Raw genomic sequence first — 19655 nt, 5'->3', positions numbered from 1 at the left:
CGACGCAGCCACACCCCCCACCAACCGACCGCCACGAACAGCAACGACGAACAACACAACGCCTTCACCACCATCCCGACACCCTCGCACAACCCGCACCCCGTAGGGTGCTCCCGTGCGCATGGCCACCTTCAACGTGCTGCACGGGCACTCACCGCGCGACGGCCGCGTCGACGCCGACCGCCTCACCGCCGCGATCCGCCACCTCGACACCGACCTGCTGGCCCTGCAGGAAGTCGACCACGCCCAACCGCGCTCCAACCACCTCGACCTCACCGCGCTCGCCGCCGCCGCAACAGACGCCCACACCCACCGCTTCGCCGCCGCACTCGTCGGCACCCCCGGCGAAACCTTCCGCGTCCCCCGCCACAGCCACGACGGCCACCACGAACCCTGCTACGGCATCAGCCTGATCAGCCGGTACACCGCCACGCACTGGCAGGTCAACCGGCTGGACCCGGCCCCCGTACGCTCACCTGTCATCGTCGCCGACCCCACACCCCGGCTGCTGCTGCTCCGCGACGAACCCCGCGTCCTGCTCACCGCCGTCCTCACCACCCCACACGGACCGGTCACCGCCGCCGCCACCCACCTGTCCTTCGTCCCCGGCTGGAACCTGCGTCAACTCCGGGCCGCCATCCGCATCCTGCGGACCCTCCCGCCACCGAGGCTGCTCCTCGGCGACCTGAACATGCCCGCCGGCCTCGCCGCGGCAGCCACCGGCTGGCGGCCGCTGGGCCGACGCGCCACCTACCCGGCGCCCCGACCCCGCGTCCAGCTCGACCACATCCTGCTCGACCCGCGCGGCGCGACCGCGGCACTGGCCGCCGTCACCTCGGTCGACACCCCGACACTCGACGTCTCCGACCACCGCCCCCTGGTCGTCACCGTCGCGGCGCGGTAACGGTGACCCCGTCGACGACCTGCTGCAACGACCGGTTCGACCGGTTGGCGCGGACCGCGGCCCGTTGCTGGTCGGCAGTCACCTCGATGTAGTTCTGGCTCGCCGCCAGGCTGGCGTGCCCCAGCAGCCGCATGATCTCGGCAGCGTGGGCCCCGTCCTCAGCCAGCCGGGTCGCGAACGTGTGACGCAACGCGTGCAGCTGGGCACCACTCGGCACCCGTTCGGTGACGCCGGCCCGCCGGAAACAGGCCCGTACCAGGTACTGCAGGCCACCGCGGCGCAGCCCGTCGCCGTGCCGGTCGACCAGCAGGGTCGTGTCAGGTCGCACCGACCGGACGCCGAACCGTACCCGACGGCTGTCGAGGTAGCCGTCGATCACGGCGTCCAGCGCCGGTTCGATCGGCACTGTCCGCAGCCGTCCGCCCTTGCCGGTCACCTCCAGTCGCCGCTCACCTTGGCGACCAGCGATCGAACCGACACGTAGAGCGAGCATCTCGCCGGATCGCAGTCCGGCGCACAACGCCAGCGCCACGACGGCGAGGTCCCGCTCCGGCCAGGGGTCACGCTGGCGCTCGTCGCGACGGGCGGTGCCGGCGAGCAGCACCTCCGGGGTCTGCTCGCCGCGCAGCGGCTTCGGCAACGACAGGGGAGCCCTGGGGCGACCCACCGCCGGCATCGGGTTACCGGCAGTCACGCCCTCGGCGACCAGGAAATTGAAGAACGAGTTCCAGGTCGACCAGGCCCGGTGAACCGAGGTGGGGGAGCGGGGTGAGGCGAAGCGCGCGAACGCCGCCCGCAGGTGCCGCTGCCCGATGGCCGACAGTGCGATCTGCGCCCAGGTGGGGGGAGTGGGGTCGATGATGTCGCCGATGAGCCGCAGCACGGCGACGAGGTCCCGGCGGTACGCCTGCAGCGTGTGGGGGGAGGGTTTGCGGGTGGTCCGGTCGACGAGAAACCCCTCGACCGCCTCACCCGCCAAGGTAACTCCATTGTGGTGCATAAGGGATATTATGCACCAATATTCGCGATCGGGGTAGGGGTGGTCCGCGATGTCCGGGGGCGCGGACATCGAGGACGGAGATCCAGGGGGAGAGTCGCCGCGTTCCTTCGGTGCCGATGCGGCAGGGATCCCGGACGACCGGTCAGCGGTCAACGTCGAGGTTCACGTCCCGCACCGTCGCCGGGCGGTCGGTGCGCGCCGACCGGCGGACGGGCGTACACCCTGGGCGGCCGCCGGCTCGGTACGCGCCGCGGGCGACCCGACCGGCCCGGCCATCGGTCGCCGCGGCCTCGTCGGTGGCGTCCCCGCGCATCCCCGGCGGGACTGGTTGACATAATGTAAATTATCGAATCGGGGTCGGGACCGCAGGTGAGCCGACGGCGGAAGATCCGGTACCGGTGACGCCGGGCAGCTCGAGCTGCCCGGCTGGGGTGTTACAACCCGCCAGCGACGCGGATCACCGTACCGGTGGTGTAGGAGGCTTCGGAGCTGAGCAGCCAGGCGACGGCTCCGGCGATCTCCGGTGGTTGCCCGGCACGGCGCAGCGGCACCATCGGCGCGACCCGGGCGGGCCGGTCCGGTTCGCCGGACAGGGCGTGGATATCGGTCCAGACGGTGCCGGGGGCGACGCCGTTGACGCGGATGCCACCGGGGCCGAGTTCCTTGGCCAGACCGACGGTGAGCGCGTCGATGGCGGACTTGACGGCGGCGTAGTGGACGTACTCGCCGGGGCTGCCGAGGGTGGCCGCGGCGGACGACACGTTGACGATGGCACCGCCGCTGGCCATTCGGCGGGCGGCCTGTTGGGCGCAGAGGATGTAGCCGACAAGGTTGACGTCGACGACGGTGCGCAGGTCCTCGAGGGTGAGGTCGACGAAGGGTCCGATCCGGCTGGTGACGCCGGCGTTGTTGACCAGTCCGGTGAGCGGGCCGAGTTCGGCGGCGGCGTCGAACAGGCCCGTCACCGCGTCGGGGTCGGTGGTGTCGACGGCGACGGTGACGGCACGTCGGCCGAGTGCGTACAGGTCGTCGCGGACCGCCTCGGCGGCCGCGGTGTCGCGGCGGTAGCCGATGACGATGTCGTGTCCTGCCTGGGCGAGGCGACGGGCGGTGGCCGCCCCTATCCCCCGGCTGCCGCCGGTGATCACGGTGACCGGTGCCATGCCTCGGCGCTCCTCCGCGTTGCCGTTGTTCGTAATGGTGACGTTACCGGCGGCGGTGACGGGCAATAGCAGGGACATGACTGGTACGCGGGCGTTGGTGTTGGGCAGTGGCGGGGTGACCGGGGTGGCCTGGCAGATCGGGGTGTTGTGCGGGCTGGCCCGGGCCGGGGTCGACCTGGGCGACGCCGACCTGGTGGTGGGCACGTCGGCGGGGGCGGTGGTGGGTGCGCAGGTGCGCTCGGGGGCGGATCTGGCGCGGTTGTACGCGGGGCAGCTGGTGCCGGGTGAGCCGTCGGCTGACCGGATGGGGCCGGGGGCGGTGTCCCGCATGTTGTGGGCGGCGGTTTGTAGCCGCGACGGGCGGCGGGCGCGGGCCCGGATCGGCCGGTACGCGGTGGCGGCCGCTGCCGGGTCGAGGGTGTCGCGGCGGCCGGTGTTCGAGGAGGCGTTGCCGGTGTGGTCGTGGCCGCGGCGGGCGTTGTGGGTGACGGCGGTGGATGCCGATTCGGGGGATCTCGTGGTGTTCGACGCGTCGTCGGGGGTCGATCTGGTGGATGCGGTGTCGGCGAGTTGCGCGGTGCCGGGGGTGTGGCCGCCGGTGGAGGTGGGTGGCAGGCGGTGCATCGACGGTGGGATGCGGTCGGCGGCGAACGTCGATCTGGCGGTGGGGTACGCGGTGGTGGTGGTGTTGGCGCCGATCGTCTGGGGTGTGGGACATCTGCGGTCGGTGTCGCGGCAGGCGGCGGCGTTGGGGTCGGGTGTGGTGGTGGTGTCGCCGGATCGGGCGGCGCGGCGGGTGATCGGGCGGCGGTTGCTGGATCCGGCACGCCGGGTGGGTGCGGCGCGGGCTGGTCGGCGGCAGGGGTTGTCGGTGGTGGGCCGGGTGGGTCGGTTGTGGGCCGGGGTGGGGTGAGCTCGATGCTGTCGGCGGGGGCTGGTAGGAAGGCAGGACTCAGACAGGTGTACGGAAAGGGTGCTGATGGTTGCCGCGGGTGCTGCTGTGGATGGGTTGTCGGATGAGGAGTTGGGGGTGATTCGGGAGTCGGTGGCTGCTGGGCGTAAGCCGAGGGTGATGTTCACCGAGTCGGCTGGTCAGATCGCGGGTCAGGTCGGCCAGGTGGTGGGGTTGGCGGACCCGGCGGTGTCCGACGAGTGGGTGGTGGTGCGGTTCGGGCGCGACGAGTTGCCCTTCTCCCCCGGCGATCTGGTGGTGGCGCCGCGGGGTACGGGTGGGCGTCGGCCGGAGCCGAAGCCGGTGGTGGAGGAGAATCCGGTGGTGGAGCCGGAGTTCAAGCTGGGTGAGCCGCCGGTGGCGCCGGTGGTGCGGGAGCAACGGGTGGAGGAGCCGACCGTGGATGCTGGGGCGGACCGGCCGGTGCGGCGGGCGGCGAAGGCGGCCAAGGTGAAGCCGCCGGCGGGGCTGACGGTGACGTTGGCGTACGCCGAGGGTGAGTGGACGGTGGCGGCGTCGCAGGGGGCGAAGGCGTTGGCGAAGCCGTATGTGATCCGGCCGGCGGAGGCGTTGCGGATGGTGGCGCTGGTGGATGTGCCGGGGGTGCAGGAGGCGGTGGAGCAGATCCTGTCGGCGGAGCGGGCCGAGGCGCAGTCTCAGGCGGAGAAGTTGCGGGCGGAGTTGGCCGAGGTGGAGGCGCGGTTGGCGGAGTTGCGCGACGTGGGTTGACCGGTTGTTGGTGGGTGGTGCCCCGGCGTGTGCAATCCCGCGCGCCGGGGCACCGCTGTGTGGGGTCAGTGGCTGGGTTGGTCGGCGACGCTGACGCGGTTGCGGAACACCCAGTAGGTCCAGCTCTGGTAGAGCAGGACGACGGGGGTGAGGAGGGCCGCGACCCAGGTCATGATCGTGAGGGTGTAGGTGGTGGAGGCGGCGTTGGTGGTGGTGAGGGTGCCGGCGGTGTCGGTGGTGGAGGGTAGGACGTTGGGGAACAGGGCGGCGAACAGGGCGGCGACGGCGAGGCCGGTGGCGGTGGCGGTGCCGGTGAAGGCCCAGCCTTCGCGGCGTACCCGGTTGGCTGCCAGGGCGGCGAGCAGGGCGAGTGTGGCGGTGACGGCGAGGGCGATGGCGGCGGGGTTGGCGCGGATGGTGAGGGTCCAGGTGAGGAATCCGACGGCGAGGGCGGCGGCGGCCGGGCCGGTGGTGCCGGCGATTCTGTTGGCGCGGTGGCGTAGGTCGTCGGTGGTCTTGAGGGCGAGGAAGACGGCGCCGTGGGTGATGAACAGGGCGGTGGTGGTGGCGCCGCCGAGTAGGGCGTAGGGGTTGAGCAGGGTGAGCCCGGTGCCGGTGTATTCGTGGTCGGCGTCGAGGGGTACGCCGGCGACGATGTTGGCGAAGGTGATGCCCCAGAGTGCGGCGGGTAGCAGGGATCCGATGAAGATGGCGTTGTCCCATCGGTTGCGCCATTGGGGTTCGGGTCGTTTGTCGCGGTATTCGAAGGCGACGCCGCGCAGGATGAGGGCGATGAGGATGAGCAGTAGTGGTAGGTAGAAGCCGGAGAAGAGGGTGGCGTACCACTCGGGGAAGGCGGCGAACATGGCGCCGCCGGCGGTGATGAGCCAGACTTCGTTGCCGTCCCAGACGGGACCGATGGTGGCGATGGCGGTGCGGCGCTCGGCTTCGGTGCGGCCGATGAGGCGGGCGAGGATGCCGACGCCGAAGTCGAATCCTTCGAGGATGAAGTAGCCGGTGAACAGGGTGGCGATGAGCCCGAACCAGACGGTGGTGAGTTCCACGAGGGGTCTCCGGGTTGGTCAGTGGGTGGCGGCGAGTGGCCGGTGGAGGTCGGTGTCGTCGTGGTTGTCCGGTGGGGGTTCGGGTGTGGTGTCGGGGAGGCCGTTTCGGGCGTAGCGGATGAGGAGTTTGACTTCGATGATGGCGAGGGTGGCGTAGATGAGGGTGAAGGAGGTGAAGGAGATGAGGACTTCGGTGAGGGAGACGCTGCGGCTGACGCCGTCGCGGGTGAGCATTTCACCGAAGACGATCCAGGGTTGGCGTCCCATCTCGGTGAAGATCCAGCCGAAGGTGTTGGCGAGCAGTGGCAGGATGGGCAGGGTGAGGCTGGCGCGGAGCAGCCAGCGGCTGGTGGGGGTGCGACCGCGGCGGGTGGTCCACAGGGCCCACAAGGCGATGGCGGCGGTGGCGAGCCCGAATCCGATCATGAAGCGGAAGCTCCAGTAGGTGACGGGGATGATCGGGCTGTAGTTGCCGGGTCCGTACTGGGTGGCGTACTGGGCCTGAAGGTCGTTGATGCCGTGGACTTGTCCGGTGGGGTCGCCGGTGGCGAGCCAGGACAGCAGGTGGGGGATCTTGAGGGCCCAGATTTCGCGGCTGCCGTCGAGGGTGCCGACGGTGACGACGGAGAACGATGCGGGGCTTTCGGTGGTGTAGAGGCCTTCGGCGGCGGCCATCTTCATGGGTTGGACCTGGGTCATGATCTTGCCTTGGATGTCGCCGGTGCCGATGACGGCGGCGGTGGCGGCCAGGGTGGTCCAGGCGCCGAGTTTGGTGGCGGTGCGGAAGGTTGCGCTGTCGGGGCTGTCGGGGTGGCGGATGAGGTGCCAGAGGGCGATGGCGAGGACGAGTGCGCCGGCGACCATGAAGCAGCCGGCGAGGGTGTGGGGGAAGGTGATGAGGGTGACCTTGTTGGTGAGTACGGCGATGAAGTCGGTGAGTTCGGCGCGGCCGGTGTCGGGGTTGATGCGGTAGCCGACGGGGTTCTGCATCCAGGAGTTGGCGGCGAGGATGAACCAGGCGCTGATGATGCTGCCGAATGAGGCGAGCCAGATGGTGGTGAGGTGGAGGGCTTTGGGGAGTCGGTCCCAGCCGAATATCCAGAGTCCGAGGAAGGTGGATTCGAGGAAGAAGGCGAGGAGGGCTTCGATGGCCAGGGGTACGCCGAAGATGTCGCCGACGAATCGGGAGTAGTCGCTCCAGTTCATGCCGAACTGGAATTCCTGGACGATGCCGGTGACGATGCCCATGGCGAAGTTGATGAGGAACAGTTTTCCGTAGAATTTGGTGAGTTTGAGGTAGCGGTCGTCGCCGGTGCGGTGCCAGGCGGTCTGCAGGATGGCGACGAGCAGGCTGAGTCCGATGGTGAGGGGGACGAAGAGGAAGTGGTAGACGGTGGTGACACCGAACTGCCAGCGGGCTATGTCGAGCGCGTCCACGGCTCCCCCATCTAGATACTACAAGGCGTAGTACATACTACAACCCGTCGTGGATGAGGCCAGGGTCGGTGGTCCCCGACCCGGCGGGACCTCGGACCCGGTTGCGGCGGGACCGAAGTCAGGCCGCGGATGTGCGAGCATCAACGGCTGATGGACACCACCGCCCCCGCTCCCCCCGCCCGCTGGCGCGCGCCGCTGCTGTGGCGGGCGATGCAGACCGCCGCCCGGGTTGTCGTCGCGCTGCTCGCCCGGCTGCAGGTCACCGGCGACGTGCCGGACCGGCTGCGGGACGGACCGCTGATCCTGGCCGCGAACCACCTCAGCCCGTTCGACCCGATCGTCCTGGCCGCGGCCTGCCGGGCCCGACGGGTCTCCCCTCGGTTCCTCGCCACCGGCGGGCTGTTCCGGGCCCCGGTGGTGGGCGCGGTGATGCGCCGCGCCGGACACATCCGGGTGGACCGGCGCACCAGCGTCGTCGCCGAGGCACTGGGCTCGGCGGCGCGGGCGGTCGACGAGGGTTCGGTGGTGCTGGTCTACCCGGAGGGGCGCATCGGGCTCGATCCGTGGATGTGGCCCGAGCGCGGCAAGACGGGTGCGGCCCGGTTGGCGTTGACCACCGCGACGCCGGTGGTGCCGGTGGCACAGTGGGGCGCGCACGCGGTACTGCCCTGGGCGGCGCCCCGCGGGTTGGTCCGGGCGGTGCTGCGGGCCGTGGTGCGCCGGCCCATGGTGCGGGTGCATTTCGGCCCGCCGGTGCAGCTGGCCGGGATCGACCCCGCCCGGCCCGGCGCCGCGCAGCGGGCCACCGCCCAGATCATCGACGCGATCGGGGACGCACTGGCGGCGCTGCGGCCGGACGAGCCACACACGCCCCGCTACGTCGACGTCACCCGGCCGGTGGACCTCAGTCGGCGGCACCGTCGGGGCGTCGCGGACGCGCTGCCCGACGGTGCCACGGCGGACTGTCCGGCCGACGGTGCCACGGCGGACTGTCCGGCCGAGGGTGACGTCGGTCGGGCCGGTCCGGCTCCGGAGGTGCCGTGACCGACGAGCCGGTCCCTCGCCGGGGTGCCGGTCAGCGCTGTCGTTGGCGCAGGTAGGCCAGCACCGCTTCCCGGGTGGTCCGGACCCCGTACGCGGCGCGGGCCTGGGCGATACGGCGGTTCGCGGTCCGCAGGGACAGGAACTCCGCGGTCGCCGCCGCGGCGATGGTCTCGCCGTTGGCGAGCCGTTCCAGTAGTGCCCGCTGTTCGGGGACGAGGACGGTGTCGTCGGCGATCGTCGGCGGGTCGACCTCGCTGCGGCGCAGCACTGGCCCGAGCCTGCCGAGGTCGTCGACGAGGGCGTGACACAGGTCGCTGGCCGGATCGCAGACGGCGACGACGGCGGCTCCACGCGCGGCGGCCAGGGTCACCAGGGCGAGGGTGTCGGTGTCGGTGACCCGGCCGAACAGCGCCAGTCGGCTGGTGGTGACGTCCCAGTTGGCGTCGGGGAGGGCGAATCCTTCCCGGGGGGTCCAGCCGTCGCGGGCCAGCCGACGGGTGACGGTGGTGGCGTCGGCGACGGTGTCCAGGACGTAGCGCGGCGGTGCGCTCATCGTTCGGCCTCCATGGCCAGGGCCGCGGCTTCGGTGCGGGTGCGGGCACCGAGTTTACGCATCCCGGCCCGGACGTGGGTTTCCACGGTCTCGGTGGAGATGCCGAGCTGCCGGGCGATGCGGCGGGTGGGTTCGCCGTGGGCGACCAGCCGCAGCACGTCACGTTCGCGGACGGTGAGCAGTTCACCGCCGCGTGGGGCGCGTTCGTCGCGGCGCACCGCGTGGCGGCGCAGTGCCCGGCGGGTACGGGCGAGCAGCACGACCAGCCCGGCCTGGTCGGCGACGGTTTCGGCGGCGAGCAGGGCCGGGACGGCGCGTACCGGGTCGGGTTCGTGTAGTCCGTGGGCGAGCAGGCAGCGGACCTGTTCGCGCACGGCGACGTCGCGCCATGCGGTGGCGGCCTGGCCGAAGTCGCGGGGGTCGGCGCTCGTCCAGGCGGTGACGGTGGCGGCGGCCGCTGCCGGCAGCGCGGGTGCCGGCGGTGCCGGTTGTGTGGTCTGCCCCGGGCTGTCGTGCGCCACCCAGAAGGCGGTGATCCGCCGTAGTCCGTCGATCAGTGGCGGCGCGGGTGCGCCGGTCGGCGCGGTGGCCTTGTCGGGTTGGCCGTCGAGCCAGGCTGCTTCCCGGGCCACCCAGTCGACCAGTGCGGTCGGCGGTGCGGCTGCGGCGAGTCGGGCGCGGGCCGGCGCGAGCAGGCCGGCGTCGGCTTCAAGCAGACTGGTGGTGGCGGTGGCGTACTGGTGGGCGGCGGTGGGCAGGGTGCGGTCGGCGAGGTCGGCGGCGGCACGCAGCAGCAGATCGCCGGCGGCCGGCGGCCGGTCCGAGCCGGCGTCGCCGGTCCGGTCGTCGGCTGTGTCGACCGGCGGACCGGTGTCGGTCGGATCGCCGCGTAGCGCCAGGCACCAGAGCCGGGCGGCGAGGAACCGGACCTGCCAGCTGTAGGCGAGGTCGGCGGCGCAGGCGCTCGCCGCGGCGGCGGCGGTGTGGGCGGCTTCGGCCAAGCGTCCGTCGCCGGTCAGGGTCTGTACCAGCTGCCAGGCGCTGCAGCGGGCGGTGAGCAGGTCGCCGGTGGCCGCCGCCGCGGCAGCGGCGCCGGCGAGGGTGTGCTCCCAGCCGGGGGCGCGGGTGGCAGCGGCGGTGGCGGCGAGCGCGGCCCGCAGACCGGGATGCGCTGGCGTGGTGCCGTGCCGGGCAGTGAGGGTGGCGGCCTGCCGGGCGGCGGCATCCGGGTCGGTGGTGAGGTCGGCCAGCAGCAGAACCCGGTCGCGGGCGGCGACGACGGGCGGTGTGGCGTCGTCGGGCACGGACCTGGCGCAGGCCCGGGCGGCGTGCGGATCACCGGCCTGCAGCAGCGCCTCGGCCCGTACGACGCTCGCCTCTGGGTGGAGGGTGACCCCGGCGAGCAGGTCGGCGGCGCGGCGGGGCCGCCCGACGGTCAGCGCGGCGCCGGCGGCGGCCAGCCGTACGGTGTCGGTGGCGTCGGGCTGCGCGCAGGCGAACAGCAGCAGTTCGGCGCGGGCACCGCCGGTGGTGGCCGTGTCGGCGGCGGCGACGGCCCGCTGGTACGCGGCGGCCGGGTCGCCGGCCGCCGCCAGGTGCCGGGCGGCGTCGAGGGGGTCGTCGACCAGGTCGGCGAGTCGCCGGTGCAGGGCTCGGCGGCTGGTGTCGTCGAGCAGACCGGCGGCGACCTGCGCCTGGTACGGCGACACCGGGGTGACCGTAGCGTCGTCACCGACGTGGACCAGGTCGGCGGCGGCGAGTTCGGTGACCCCGTCGCCGAGCAGGGTGGTCGGTGCGCCGCGACCGAGCAGGCCGAGGGCGGCCAACGCGGTGCGGGCCGGTCGGGTCAGGGTGGCGACGGCCGCGGCGACCGCGTAGCTGACCTGGTCGAGGTCGTCGCGTCCGGTGGCCGGTGGGCCGCCGCGGGTGGCGTGGCGGGCCAGGGCGGTCGCGGCGAGGGGGTTGCCGCCGGCGTGGCGGGCCAGCTCCGCGACGGTCGCCGGGGCCAGCGCGGGGGCGGTGTGGTGGATCAGGTCGGCGGTGGCCGCCAGCTCCAGCGGCGGCACCGCCAGCCAGCAGGCGGCGGCGTTGCGCACCGGCGCCAACGCGGCCTCGGGCAGCAGGTGCGGGGTGCGTACCGCGACGACGACCCGGCAGTGTCGGGCGATGGCGGGCAGCACGGCGACGGTGGCCGGGTCGGCCCACTGCAGGTCGTCGAGGACGAGCAGGCCGTGGCGTACCCGGGAACGGACCGCTTCGGCGAGCAGGGCGAGGTCGTCGACGGGCAGCCGGACCCGCAGGGCGTGGCTCAGCGGGAACGCGGGGACGTGGCCCAGGCAGGCGAGGGCACCGCCGGTGTGGACGGGGCCGGCGAACGCGGCGGCGACCCGGCGCAGCAGGGTGCTGCGGCCGCAGCCGGGGGCGCCGGTGACGACGACGAGGCCCGGTTGGGTGAGTCTGCCGGTGACGGTGGTGAACAGGTCGACGGCGGCGGGTCCGGCGGTGTCCCCGGGTCGGGGACGGGCGGCGGGTCCGCCGCCGACTGGGTGCCGCACTCGTCCTCCCCGCTACGCACTCGCCGCCCCGCCGGGCGAAGGTGGCACGAACATGGGATCCTGCGCCGGTGAGGATATTCGTACCGTGGATGTCGGCGGTGGGCGCACCACCCCGTGCCGTGCTGTCGGGAGGACGACCAGCGAGATGAGTGTGTACCACCGTGGGGCGTCTGTCATTGTCGCCGACCGCGCGGCGCGGTGACCAGTCATGGGAGCTGGTCCGTTGAGTGGCCGGGTCGCGGCGTTGTGCGACGAGGTGGGTCCGCGGGTGGGTCCGGGGGTCGGTGGTGAGGTGTTGCGGGTACGGCGGCGGTTGGACGAGCCGCTGCGGGTGGCGATCGCCGGCCGGCTCAAGGCGGGCAAGTCGACCCTGGTGAACGCGTTGATCGGGCGGCGGGTGGCGCCGACCGAGGTCGGTGAGTGCACCCGGATCGTGACCCAGTTCCGGTACGGCACCGCCGACCGGGTGGATGTGGTGCGGCGCGACGGCGTACGGGTGAGTCTGCCGTTGGACGCGGCGGGGATGATCCCGCGTCGGCTGGGGGTGCCACGGGCGCAGATCTCGTTCGTCGACGTGACGTTGACCAGCGACCATCTGCGGGAGTTGACGGTGATCGACACGCCGGGGTTGTCGTCGACCAGCGCCGGGGTCAGTGACTCGGCGCGGCGGTTCCTGTTCGCCGAGTCCACATCCGACGGCGCGCCGGACGTGGACAGCACCGCTCCGTTCGACGCCGGGATCGACGACGACTCCGTCGGCGCGGTGTCCGGTGCGGAGGCGATCGTGTACGTGTTCACCCAGTCGGTGCGCGACGACGACGTACGGGCGTTGGAGGCGTTCCGGTCGGTGTCGGCGCGGCTGTCGAGCAACCCGATCAACTCGGTGGGTCTGTTCAACAAGGTCGACAAGTTGGTGGCCGGTGGGGCCGACCCGTGGCCGGTGGCGGCGCCGCTGGCGGCCGATCAGACGCGGGTGCTGCGGCGGATGGTCTCCGACGTGGTGCCGGCGGTGGGGTTGCTGGCGGAGACGACGGAGGCGGGCCGGTTGACCGCCGCCGACTGTGAGGCGTTGCGGGTGCTGGCCGGGTTGCCGCCGGCGCAGCGGATGGTGCTGCTGGCGTCGGTGGATCTGTTCGTGTCCCGGGACTGTCCGGTGCCGGCGGCGCAGCGGGAGCGGCTGCTGGGGTTGCTGGACCTGTACGGGGTCGGGTTCGCGGTGGCGCAGTTGCAGGCGGCGCCGCGGCTGGCGTCCGGTGATCTGGTGCGGGCGTTGTACGCGGCGTCGGGTTTCCCCCGGCTGCGGCACACCCTCGACGAGGCGTTCCGGTGGCGCACCGATGCGATCAAGGCGGGCTGGGCGTTGTCGAGCTTGGCGAGGCTGGCCAGCCACACGGCGCATCCGGGTGACCGGGAGATGTTGCGGGACGCGATCGAGCGGCTGCTGCACCAGCCGGAGTATCACCGGCTGCGGCTGCTGGAGGTGGCGCAGCAGGTGACGACGGGCAGTGTCGAGTTGCCGGAGGCGATGGAGCAGGAGTTGACCCGGTTGGCGTTGTCGACCGATCCGCGGTGGGTTTTGGACCTGCCGGCGGCGTCGGTTGAGCAGTTGGCGGCGGCGGCGGTCGAGGCGGCCACCCGGTGGCGGGTGTTCGCGGTCGCCGGGGCGTCGCCGGCGCAGTCGCGGGTGGCGCTGGTCGCCCACCGCGGGTTCCACCTGTTGTCGCAGCAGGTACGGACGGCAGCCCGGTGAGCGCCGGCGGTGGCAGCGGCGGCGCGGGCGCGCCGGCGGCGTTGGGGACCCTGCTCGCCGGGGCGGTCGACACCTGTCTGGGTTTCGTGCGCAAGGCGGACCCGGAAGCGGCCGCGGAGATCGACTCTCAGCGGCGCCGGGAGGTGACCCGGCCGTCGGTGGTGGTGGTCGGGGAAACGAAACGGGGAAAGAGTTCTCTGGTCAACGCGTTGATCGGGGTGCCCGGTCTGTCGCCGGTCGACGCGGCGGTGGCGACGTCGGCGTACCTGGAGTTCGGTCACGGGCCGGCGGCGGCCGCGGTGGCGTTCGTGCCGGGCGTCGCCGAACCGGTGCCGGTGCCGGTGGCGCGGCTACGGGACTGGGGCACTGTGCTGGGCGCGTTGCCGGACGGGACGCGCCCGCCGCGGCGGATCGCCGTGACGCATCCGGCGCCGCTGCTGCAGTACCTGTCGCTGGTCGACACGCCGGGCACCGGTGGGCTGGACCCGGCGCACACCGAGATCGCGTTGGACGCGGTGTCGCAGGCGGCGGCGCTGCTGTTCGTGGTGGACGCCGCCAGCCCGTTCACCCGGCCCGAACTGGACTTCCTGATCGAGGCGAGCAAACGGGTCAACGTGGTGGTGTTCGCGTTGACGAAGGTCGACGCCTATCCGGGGTGGCGGACGATCCTGGCCGACAACCAGGCCCAGTTGCAGGCGTACGCGCCGCGGTTCGCGACCGCCGCCTGGTTCCCGGTGTCGGCGCGGCTGGCCGAGTTGGCGTTGACGCTGCCGCCGGCCGCGGCCGGTGAGCTGGTCGCCGAGTCGCGGGTGGCGCCGCTGCAGCACGCGCTGGTCGAGCTGGCCGGCAAGGGGCACCTGTTGGCGCAGGCGAACGTGCTGCGGACGGTCCGCAGTGAACTGGTGCGCCTGGACCTGGCCGCCGGTGAACGGATCGCCGCCTGTGATCCACCGTCGGGTGCGGCCGAACGGATCAGACAGGAACGTGCCGGGTTGGCGGCACGTAAGCGGACCGAGTCGCGGCAGTGGACGCTGGCGTTGACCACCGAGACGCAGCGGGCCCGGGTGGAGGCGACCGGTCGGCTGCGCAGCGCCGTCGGCGGGTTGCAGGAGCAGTTCCTGACCCGGATCGACGCCGCCCGGGGTGAGGCGTTGCAGAACCTGCCGGCCGAGGTGGACCGGGCGTTGCACGCGTTGTCGCTGCGGTTCTCCCACGACCTGGAGTTGCGGTTCCGCAAGGTCGCCGAGCGGACGCTGGCGCAGGTGTTCGCGCCGGCCGAGCTGCAGTTCGTGCTGGCGCGGATCAACGGCTCGCTGCGGCACGCCCTGGCGACCCGGCCGCGGCGTGACGGCGGCGGCGCCGACAACGTGATGATCGCGATGTCGGCCGGTGGGATGGCGTTCATGGCGGGTCGGGGTGTCGCGGCCGGCGCATCGGCGCTGGGCGCGGGGGCGGTCGTCGGCGGTGGGCTGCTGATCCCGGTCGCCGGCCTCGGCCTGGGGTTGGCCGCCGGGGCGTTCATCCTGTACCGGCGGCGGGTCGCCACCGACCGGCAGCAGGCCCGGGTGTGGCTGCGGGAGGTCCTCGGTGAGGCGCGGGCGGCGTTGACCGACGAGTTGGCGCAGCGGTTCACCGACCTGCAGTACGCGTTGACGTTGGCGCTGGACGACGCCATCGAACGACGGCTGGCGCAGTTGGACGCGCACATCGCCGAGATCGACAAGGCGTTGGCGCGCGACAAGGCGGACCGGGCGCGGCGGCGGACGGCGGTGCAGGCGCAGCGGGACGCGATCCGGGCCCGGGTCAAGCAGGTCGACGAGGTGCTGGCCAGGGCCCGGTCGCTGGCCCCGGCACCGACGGCGCAGGCGGTGGCGGGTCGATGAGCGACGATTTCACCGACTGGACCGGGGACGACTATCCCGGTGACGACGCCGACACCGCCGACCTGGGTGGGTTGCCCGCCGACGACCCGCTGCCGGTGGAGGGGTTCGGCCCGGCCGACGACGTGGCGGGCTTCGGTGCCGCCGATGAGCTGGCGGCCGACGACGACAGTGCCGACTTCGGCGGTGGGGCGGGGGCGGCGTTGGACTACGGTGACGACCTGTCCTGGGCGGACGGTCCGGACGATGCCGACGACGCGGCTGACAGTGGCACCGACGAGGTGGCCGAGGACGGTTTCGGTGCGGCCCCGCCGGCCGAGCAGGGTTTCGGTGCGGCCGACCCGCTGCCGGGCGTCGACCCGGATGTGCCGGCCGGCGCCGACGAGTGGCCGGCGGCGGTGTTCCCGCCGCAGCTGGACGCGGCCGGGGTGCCGACCCCGGTGGACGGCTGGCCGTGGGCGGACGCGGACCTGCTCGGTGGCGGCCCGTCCGCCGAGAGCCCGCCCCCGGGTGACTCGTCGCGACCTGGGTCGGTGGACCCGGGCGAGTTGGCCGGCTACGCCGGAGTCGACGCCACGGCCGCGGACCTGTGGGCGAGGCTGCTCGGCTGCGACGACCCGGCCACCAGCACCCTGGCCCGGTTCTGGTCGCCCAGGTGAGCGGAAGATCCGGGTGAGTGCGCGGCACCGTCTGCGTAGCGGGCCGGGACCCGGCTACGGATCGGGCGAGACGGGACTGTCACGGTGGGTCCGCTCGAGGAAGGCCAGGTAGTCCGCGAGGCGGGCGGATCCGGTGAGCATCGCCCGGCCGCGGGCCGTGAGCCGCTCCCGCCACTGGTCGATCGAGCCGGCCAGCGGTCCGGGACCGCCCGCGGCATGAACCTGCTCGATCACGGCCGCGATGCGCGCCAGCGGGTGACCGCCGCGCCGCAGCAGATGGGCGAGTTCGGCGTCGCGCACGTCATCGGGTGAGTAGGACCGCGCGGTCCGGGACCGGGCCGGGGCCAGGATCCCGGCGCGTTCCCATTTGCGCAGTGTGGCCGGGGTGACGCCGAGCCGGTGGGCGAGGACGCCGACCGAGACAGGCCGGTCCGGGCCTGACGCGGCCGGTGTGGACGACGCCAGCACGACAGCCGCCGAAGCGACCCGGTCCACGGTCTCCCGGTCGCGTTGACGCTGTGCATGGCCGGTGTCGAGCACGGCCAGGGCCGTCGGGAGGTCACCGCGGAGAACCGACCTCATGATCTCGCCGGCCGCGCGGTAGCCGTACCCCGGGACAAGCGCGACGTAGGCGTCCAGCGCGCCCGCATGGTCGTCGGTGTAGACCCGGTAGCCGTTCGCCGTCCGGGCCGCCGGCGGGATGACCCCGGCCCGCTCGTAGTTGCGGACCGCCTGCGCGGACAGCCCATGTGCCCGCGCCAGATCCACCGGCCGGTACACCCCGTTTTTAGACTTCATCGGGATCTGCTCCAGGTCGACGCGGCCGAAGTTTCAACCGCTTGTTCAACGATACGGTTGAGGTCATGGCTTTTGACACCGAGTTGCAGTCCCTCGTCGCCGCGCGCCGGCCGTACCTGCTCGCGATCGGCGAGCCCTACCACGGCGAGCCGGCTTTCCCTCGTCTGCGCAACCGGATCCTTGAAGCACTCGCCGGGCACGGCTTCCGGTCGATCGCGATCGAGTCGGACCGGGCCGCCGGTCTCGCCGTCGACGACTACGTGCAGGGCCGGCGCGACGATGTGGACCTGACCACCGGCATCAGTCACGGCTGGGGCACCCACCCCGCCACCGGCGAACTGGTCGACTGGCTGCGCGCCCACAACAGCAAGCTGCCGCCCGGCGAGCGCATCGCCTTCCACGGCTTCGACGCCCCCACCGAGATCACCGGCGCGCCGGCCCCCGGTCCGATCCTGCGGGAGCTGCGCGAATACCTCGGCATGCCGGCGCCCGACCTGGACCGTCTGGTCGGCGACGAGAGCCGCTGGAGCGCGCAGGACATCATGTTCGACGCGACGCGGTCTCCCGGCCGGTCACCGGAGGCTGCCGCGCTGCGCGGCCTCGCCGAAGACCTACGGACGCAGCTGTACGCCGACGGGCCCCGCCTCATCGAGGAGACGTCCACGGAGTCCTGGCACCGGGCCAGGGTGCTGGCGACCACGGCCATCGGTCTGCTCACCTACCATGCCGCGATGGCCGAACCGGGCAGCCAGTCGCAGCGGATCGGCCGCCTGCTGGCGGTGCGGGACGCGCTGATGGCGCAGAATCTGCTCGACATTCTCGCCCACGAGCGGGACCGCGGGCCGACCCTGGTGTCTGCCAACAACGCCCACCTGCAACGGCACCCGAGTCGGTGGGACACCCACTGGGAAGGCCAGGACCTGGCAGCGCAGTGGAACGGCGCCGGTTCGATCGTGTCGCCGCTGCTCGGGGACAGGTACGTGTACGTGGCCGGCAGTCTCGGAGCGAGCGGGCCGGTCGGCCTCGGGCAGCCGGAGCCCGGCACCTACGAGGAACGTCTCGGCCCGCAGACCGGCATCTTTCCACCACCGGTCGGCAGCGATCTGCGCGAACGCGTGGCGGACCTGCTCGGGTACTCCCCGCTGGACACAGCCACGGTCGAGACCTGCGACGCGGTTCTGCACATCGGCTCCGAGCCTGGCGCCGCCGACGCGGCCCGGATCGCCGGCCTTCCCGGGGTGAGCGAGACCCGGATCCCGCCGGGCCCCGACACACCGCCCTACACCTGGGGCGACCGGTTCTTCTTCGCCGGCGCGGACCGGATGCGGCCGTTCGCCACGATCGTCGGGCACGACGTCCCGGACTTCGACGAACGGTCCCGTCTGGCTGAGCCTGGCCGGTACCGGCTCAACATCGAGGTGGGGCGCGCCGAGTTCCGCGACCTGTTCGGCTACGGCCCGCAGGAGTTCGCCGCACACAGCGACGGGCTCGACTTCGCGGAGACCGACCGGCTGATGCCACATCCGGCCTACGCCGTGCAGGGGTGGGCGAGCGTGGTCAACCCGGGCCCAGCCACCGCGGCCGAGGTGACGCGACTGGTGACACAGGCACGTGAGCGCAGCGCAGACCGTGAGCGCCGCAGCAGCCGCCGCCGCCCGTAGCCCAGTCGGACGCGTACCGAGGCGCCCGCAGGGTTCGTGGGCGCCTCGGGAGACCCGCCAGGTCAGGTGCCGGTGGGCTGGCGCGGCACGGCGCAGGCGGCGGTGCCGCCGGGCAACCGGTGCCGGTTGTCGGCGATCCACCGGTACACCGGCCAGGCAAGCGCGGTCACCGGACGCAGACCCAGCACGGTGCCGGCGGCCCGCCACGGCGGGTTGCTGGTCCGCAGCAGCGCGGCGATCGCCGTCGGCCCGGCACCGGCCGAGCCCGCCGTGCCGGCCGGCACCCACTGGACCGCCGTCAGGCCCTGCTCCCGGGTCAGCCCCAGCGCCGGCAGGTCGGCCCACTGCCACGGCACGATCGTGGCGGTGTTCGGCACCCGACGCTCGATGAACCGCACACACATGGTGCAGAACGCGCAGTCGCCGTCGTAGACGAACGTGCCGTCCGGCTGGCCGTTTCCGCTCATCCGCTCATTGTCCTGCGGCGCGGGCCGGCGCCGCCACCGGATGTGACCGGTCAGTCCCCGGCGGGGGTTCGCCGGCCGGTGGGCGGCGGCTGGCCACCCGCCGCGCCCAGACGACCGGCCGGACCCTCTCCAACGGCAGGAACGCGCCCATCGCGACCAGGTGCGGGGCGAACGAGATCGAGATGGTGGCGAACGACAACAGGTGGAACGAGTAGAAGAAGCCAATGACCGCGTACCGCAGCCGACCCCGGGTCAGGAACACCAGCGGGCTCAGCGCCTCGAACACGACGATGCCGATCTGGGCGGCGATCAGCGCGTACGGGACGACCGCGATCAGGTCGGCGAGCTCCGAGCCGCGGCGCAGGAACGCGCGGGCCAGGACACTTCCGGTCATCCAGCCCCAGCCGCCGAGGCGAATCTTCGCGTACGCGGCGAGGAAGTAGGTGCACACGACGGCGATCTGGATGACACGCAGTGACCAGCCGGCGGCCTCGCTGGGTCGGCGGTCGCCGTGACGGGCCGCGCCGACGGTCGGCAGCACGGCGAGCGCGATGAGGAACGCGAACCTGTCGTGGTCGACCTTGCCGTAGCTCATCGCGATGATCATCCACGCGAAGTAGAAGGTGAAGACCGCCCAGCCGAGCAGCCGTGGCCGGCGGCCGGTCGCCGCCAGCGGGGCGAGCAGCAGCAGCGCCCACCAGACGACGTCGACGACGACCCCGGACGGCGGCGGCAGGTGCAACGCCCGGGCGATCGCCAGCGGCTCGTACAGGTCGACCGGTACGTCGCCGCGGGTACGTACCCACGAGGTGTAGACCAGCAGGTCGAACACGATGAACAGGTAGGTGACCGTACGCAGCGCGGCGACCCGGCCCAGCGGTACGGCGGCGAACAACCAGCGGATCACGACGGCCGCTCCCACACCGCGCGGGTGTCGTCGTGCCACTGAGCCTTTGCGAGTAACGGTTCGCGACTGGGTGTAGTGCCGGTACTCGGCTCAGGTGGTTCGGTTGTGCTCGATGTGGAGGATGACCAGTGC

Annotated in this window: 18 protein-coding genes; 9 read left to right on the top strand and 9 right to left on the bottom strand. The window is 72.8% G+C overall.

Features of this window, described 5'->3' with window-relative positions:
* The first annotated feature begins 115 nt into the window (after positions 1-115).
* Positions 116-904 (top strand): endonuclease/exonuclease/phosphatase family protein, encoded by a 789-nt coding sequence (locus ACFHVL_RS20130; RefSeq protein ID WP_416629777.1) that lies wholly within the window; start codon positions 116-118, stop codon positions 902-904.
* Here the strand turns inward: ACFHVL_RS20130 and ACFHVL_RS20125 are convergent.
* On the bottom strand, positions 885-1904 hold the full coding sequence (locus tag ACFHVL_RS20125) for a tyrosine-type recombinase/integrase (RefSeq protein WP_416629776.1): 1020 nt from the start codon (positions 1902-1904) through the stop codon (positions 885-887). The genes ACFHVL_RS20130 and ACFHVL_RS20125 overlap by 20 nt on opposite strands.
* Positions 1905-1953: 49 nt before the next feature.
* Between ACFHVL_RS20125 and ACFHVL_RS20120 the strand changes: the two genes are divergently transcribed.
* Entirely contained in the window at positions 1954-2241 is a 288-nt protein-coding gene (locus tag ACFHVL_RS20120) for a hypothetical protein (protein WP_416629774.1), read from the top strand.
* A gap of 97 nt (positions 2242-2338) precedes the next feature.
* On the opposite strand, the gene ACFHVL_RS20115 is transcribed toward ACFHVL_RS20120, so the two are convergent.
* Complete coding sequence (locus ACFHVL_RS20115; protein WP_416629848.1) at positions 2339-3067, bottom strand: SDR family NAD(P)-dependent oxidoreductase; 729 nt, start codon at positions 3065-3067, stop codon at positions 2339-2341.
* Positions 3068-3143: 76 nt separating this feature from the next.
* Between ACFHVL_RS20115 and ACFHVL_RS20110 the strand changes: the two genes are divergently transcribed.
* Together ACFHVL_RS20110 and ACFHVL_RS20105 are read left to right on the top strand one after the other, a co-directional pair.
* Positions 3144-3980 carry a patatin-like phospholipase family protein gene (locus tag ACFHVL_RS20110; RefSeq protein WP_416629772.1) on the top strand — a complete coding sequence of 279 codons (837 nt, stop codon included), beginning with the start codon at positions 3144-3146 and terminating at the stop codon, positions 3978-3980.
* 66 nt (positions 3981-4046) lie between these two features.
* The gene (locus tag ACFHVL_RS20105) at positions 4047-4748 is read left to right on the top strand and encodes a hypothetical protein (RefSeq protein WP_416629847.1); all 702 of its coding nucleotides are present in this window, start codon (positions 4047-4049) and stop codon (positions 4746-4748) included.
* Positions 4749-4813: 65 nt separating this feature from the next.
* Here the strand turns inward: ACFHVL_RS20105 and cydB are convergent, their stop codons facing one another.
* Positions 4814-5812: a cytochrome d ubiquinol oxidase subunit II gene (gene cydB, locus ACFHVL_RS20100; protein ID WP_416629770.1), complete on the bottom strand. Its 999-nt coding sequence runs from the start codon at positions 5810-5812 to the stop codon at positions 4814-4816.
* Positions 5813-5830: 18 nt separating this feature from the next.
* Positions 5831-7249, bottom strand: coding sequence for a cytochrome ubiquinol oxidase subunit I (locus ACFHVL_RS20095; protein WP_416629768.1), 1419 nt, complete (start codon positions 7247-7249; stop codon positions 5831-5833).
* Between the two features lie 150 nt (positions 7250-7399).
* Here ACFHVL_RS20095 and ACFHVL_RS20090 point away from each other — a divergent pair, with 150 nt between their 5' ends.
* Positions 7400-8293 (top strand): lysophospholipid acyltransferase family protein, encoded by an 894-nt coding sequence (locus tag ACFHVL_RS20090; protein WP_416629767.1) that lies wholly within the window; start codon positions 7400-7402, stop codon positions 8291-8293.
* A gap of 31 nt (positions 8294-8324) precedes the next feature.
* Here ACFHVL_RS20090 and ACFHVL_RS20085 read toward each other — a convergent pair whose 3' ends face one another.
* Both ACFHVL_RS20085 and ACFHVL_RS20080 read right to left on the bottom strand, forming a co-directional pair.
* On the bottom strand, positions 8325-8846 hold the full coding sequence (locus tag ACFHVL_RS20085) for a LuxR family transcriptional regulator (protein WP_416629766.1): 522 nt from the start codon (positions 8844-8846) through the stop codon (positions 8325-8327).
* Positions 8843-11401, bottom strand: coding sequence for a helix-turn-helix transcriptional regulator (locus ACFHVL_RS20080; protein ID WP_416629765.1), 2559 nt, complete (start codon positions 11399-11401; stop codon positions 8843-8845). Before ACFHVL_RS20080 ends, ACFHVL_RS20085 begins: the two co-directional genes overlap by 4 nt.
* Positions 11402-11609: 208 nt before the next feature.
* Here ACFHVL_RS20080 and ACFHVL_RS20075 point away from each other — a divergent pair, with 208 nt between their 5' ends.
* From ACFHVL_RS20075 to ACFHVL_RS20065, 3 genes are read left to right on the top strand one after another with little or no spacing between them, the layout of a single operon-like run.
* On the top strand, positions 11610-13151 hold the full coding sequence (locus ACFHVL_RS20075; protein WP_416629763.1) for a dynamin family protein: 1542 nt from the start codon (positions 11610-11612) through the stop codon (positions 13149-13151).
* Positions 13148-15034 carry a dynamin family protein gene (locus ACFHVL_RS20070; RefSeq protein ID WP_416629761.1) on the top strand — a complete coding sequence of 629 codons (1887 nt, stop codon included), beginning with the start codon at positions 13148-13150 and terminating at the stop codon, positions 15032-15034. Before ACFHVL_RS20075 ends, ACFHVL_RS20070 begins: the two co-directional genes overlap by 4 nt.
* Entirely contained in the window at positions 15031-15690 is a 660-nt protein-coding gene (locus ACFHVL_RS20065) for a hypothetical protein (protein WP_416629760.1), read from the top strand. Before ACFHVL_RS20070 ends, ACFHVL_RS20065 begins: the two co-directional genes overlap by 4 nt.
* Positions 15691-15744: 54 nt before the next feature.
* Here ACFHVL_RS20065 and ACFHVL_RS20060 read toward each other — a convergent pair whose 3' ends face one another.
* A complete protein-coding gene (locus tag ACFHVL_RS20060) occupies positions 15745-16470 on the bottom strand; it encodes a MerR family transcriptional regulator (protein WP_416629846.1) in 726 nt (241 codons plus the stop codon).
* Positions 16471-16553: 83 nt separating this feature from the next.
* On the opposite strand from ACFHVL_RS20060, the gene ACFHVL_RS20055 reads away from it, so the two are divergent.
* Positions 16554-18149 carry a DUF6194 family protein gene (locus ACFHVL_RS20055; protein WP_416629759.1) on the top strand — a complete coding sequence of 532 codons (1596 nt, stop codon included), beginning with the start codon at positions 16554-16556 and terminating at the stop codon, positions 18147-18149.
* A gap of 62 nt (positions 18150-18211) precedes the next feature.
* On the opposite strand, the gene ACFHVL_RS20050 is transcribed toward ACFHVL_RS20055, so the two are convergent.
* Both ACFHVL_RS20050 and ACFHVL_RS20045 read right to left on the bottom strand, forming a co-directional pair.
* Positions 18212-18616 carry a thiol-disulfide oxidoreductase DCC family protein gene (locus tag ACFHVL_RS20050; RefSeq protein WP_416629758.1) on the bottom strand — a complete coding sequence of 135 codons (405 nt, stop codon included), beginning with the start codon at positions 18614-18616 and terminating at the stop codon, positions 18212-18214.
* A 4-nt stretch (positions 18617-18620) separates the two neighbouring features.
* On the bottom strand, positions 18621-19523 hold the full coding sequence (locus ACFHVL_RS20045; protein WP_416629757.1) for an MFS transporter permease: 903 nt from the start codon (positions 19521-19523) through the stop codon (positions 18621-18623).
* Positions 19524-19655 lie beyond the last annotated feature (132 nt).

The organism is Micromonospora sp. LOL_023, assembly GCF_048060115.1.
GTDB lineage: Bacteria > Actinomycetota > Actinomycetes > Mycobacteriales > Micromonosporaceae > Micromonospora_E.
Note: the sequence above shows the minus strand (reverse complement) of the source record. Positions and strands in the feature narration are given on the sequence as shown.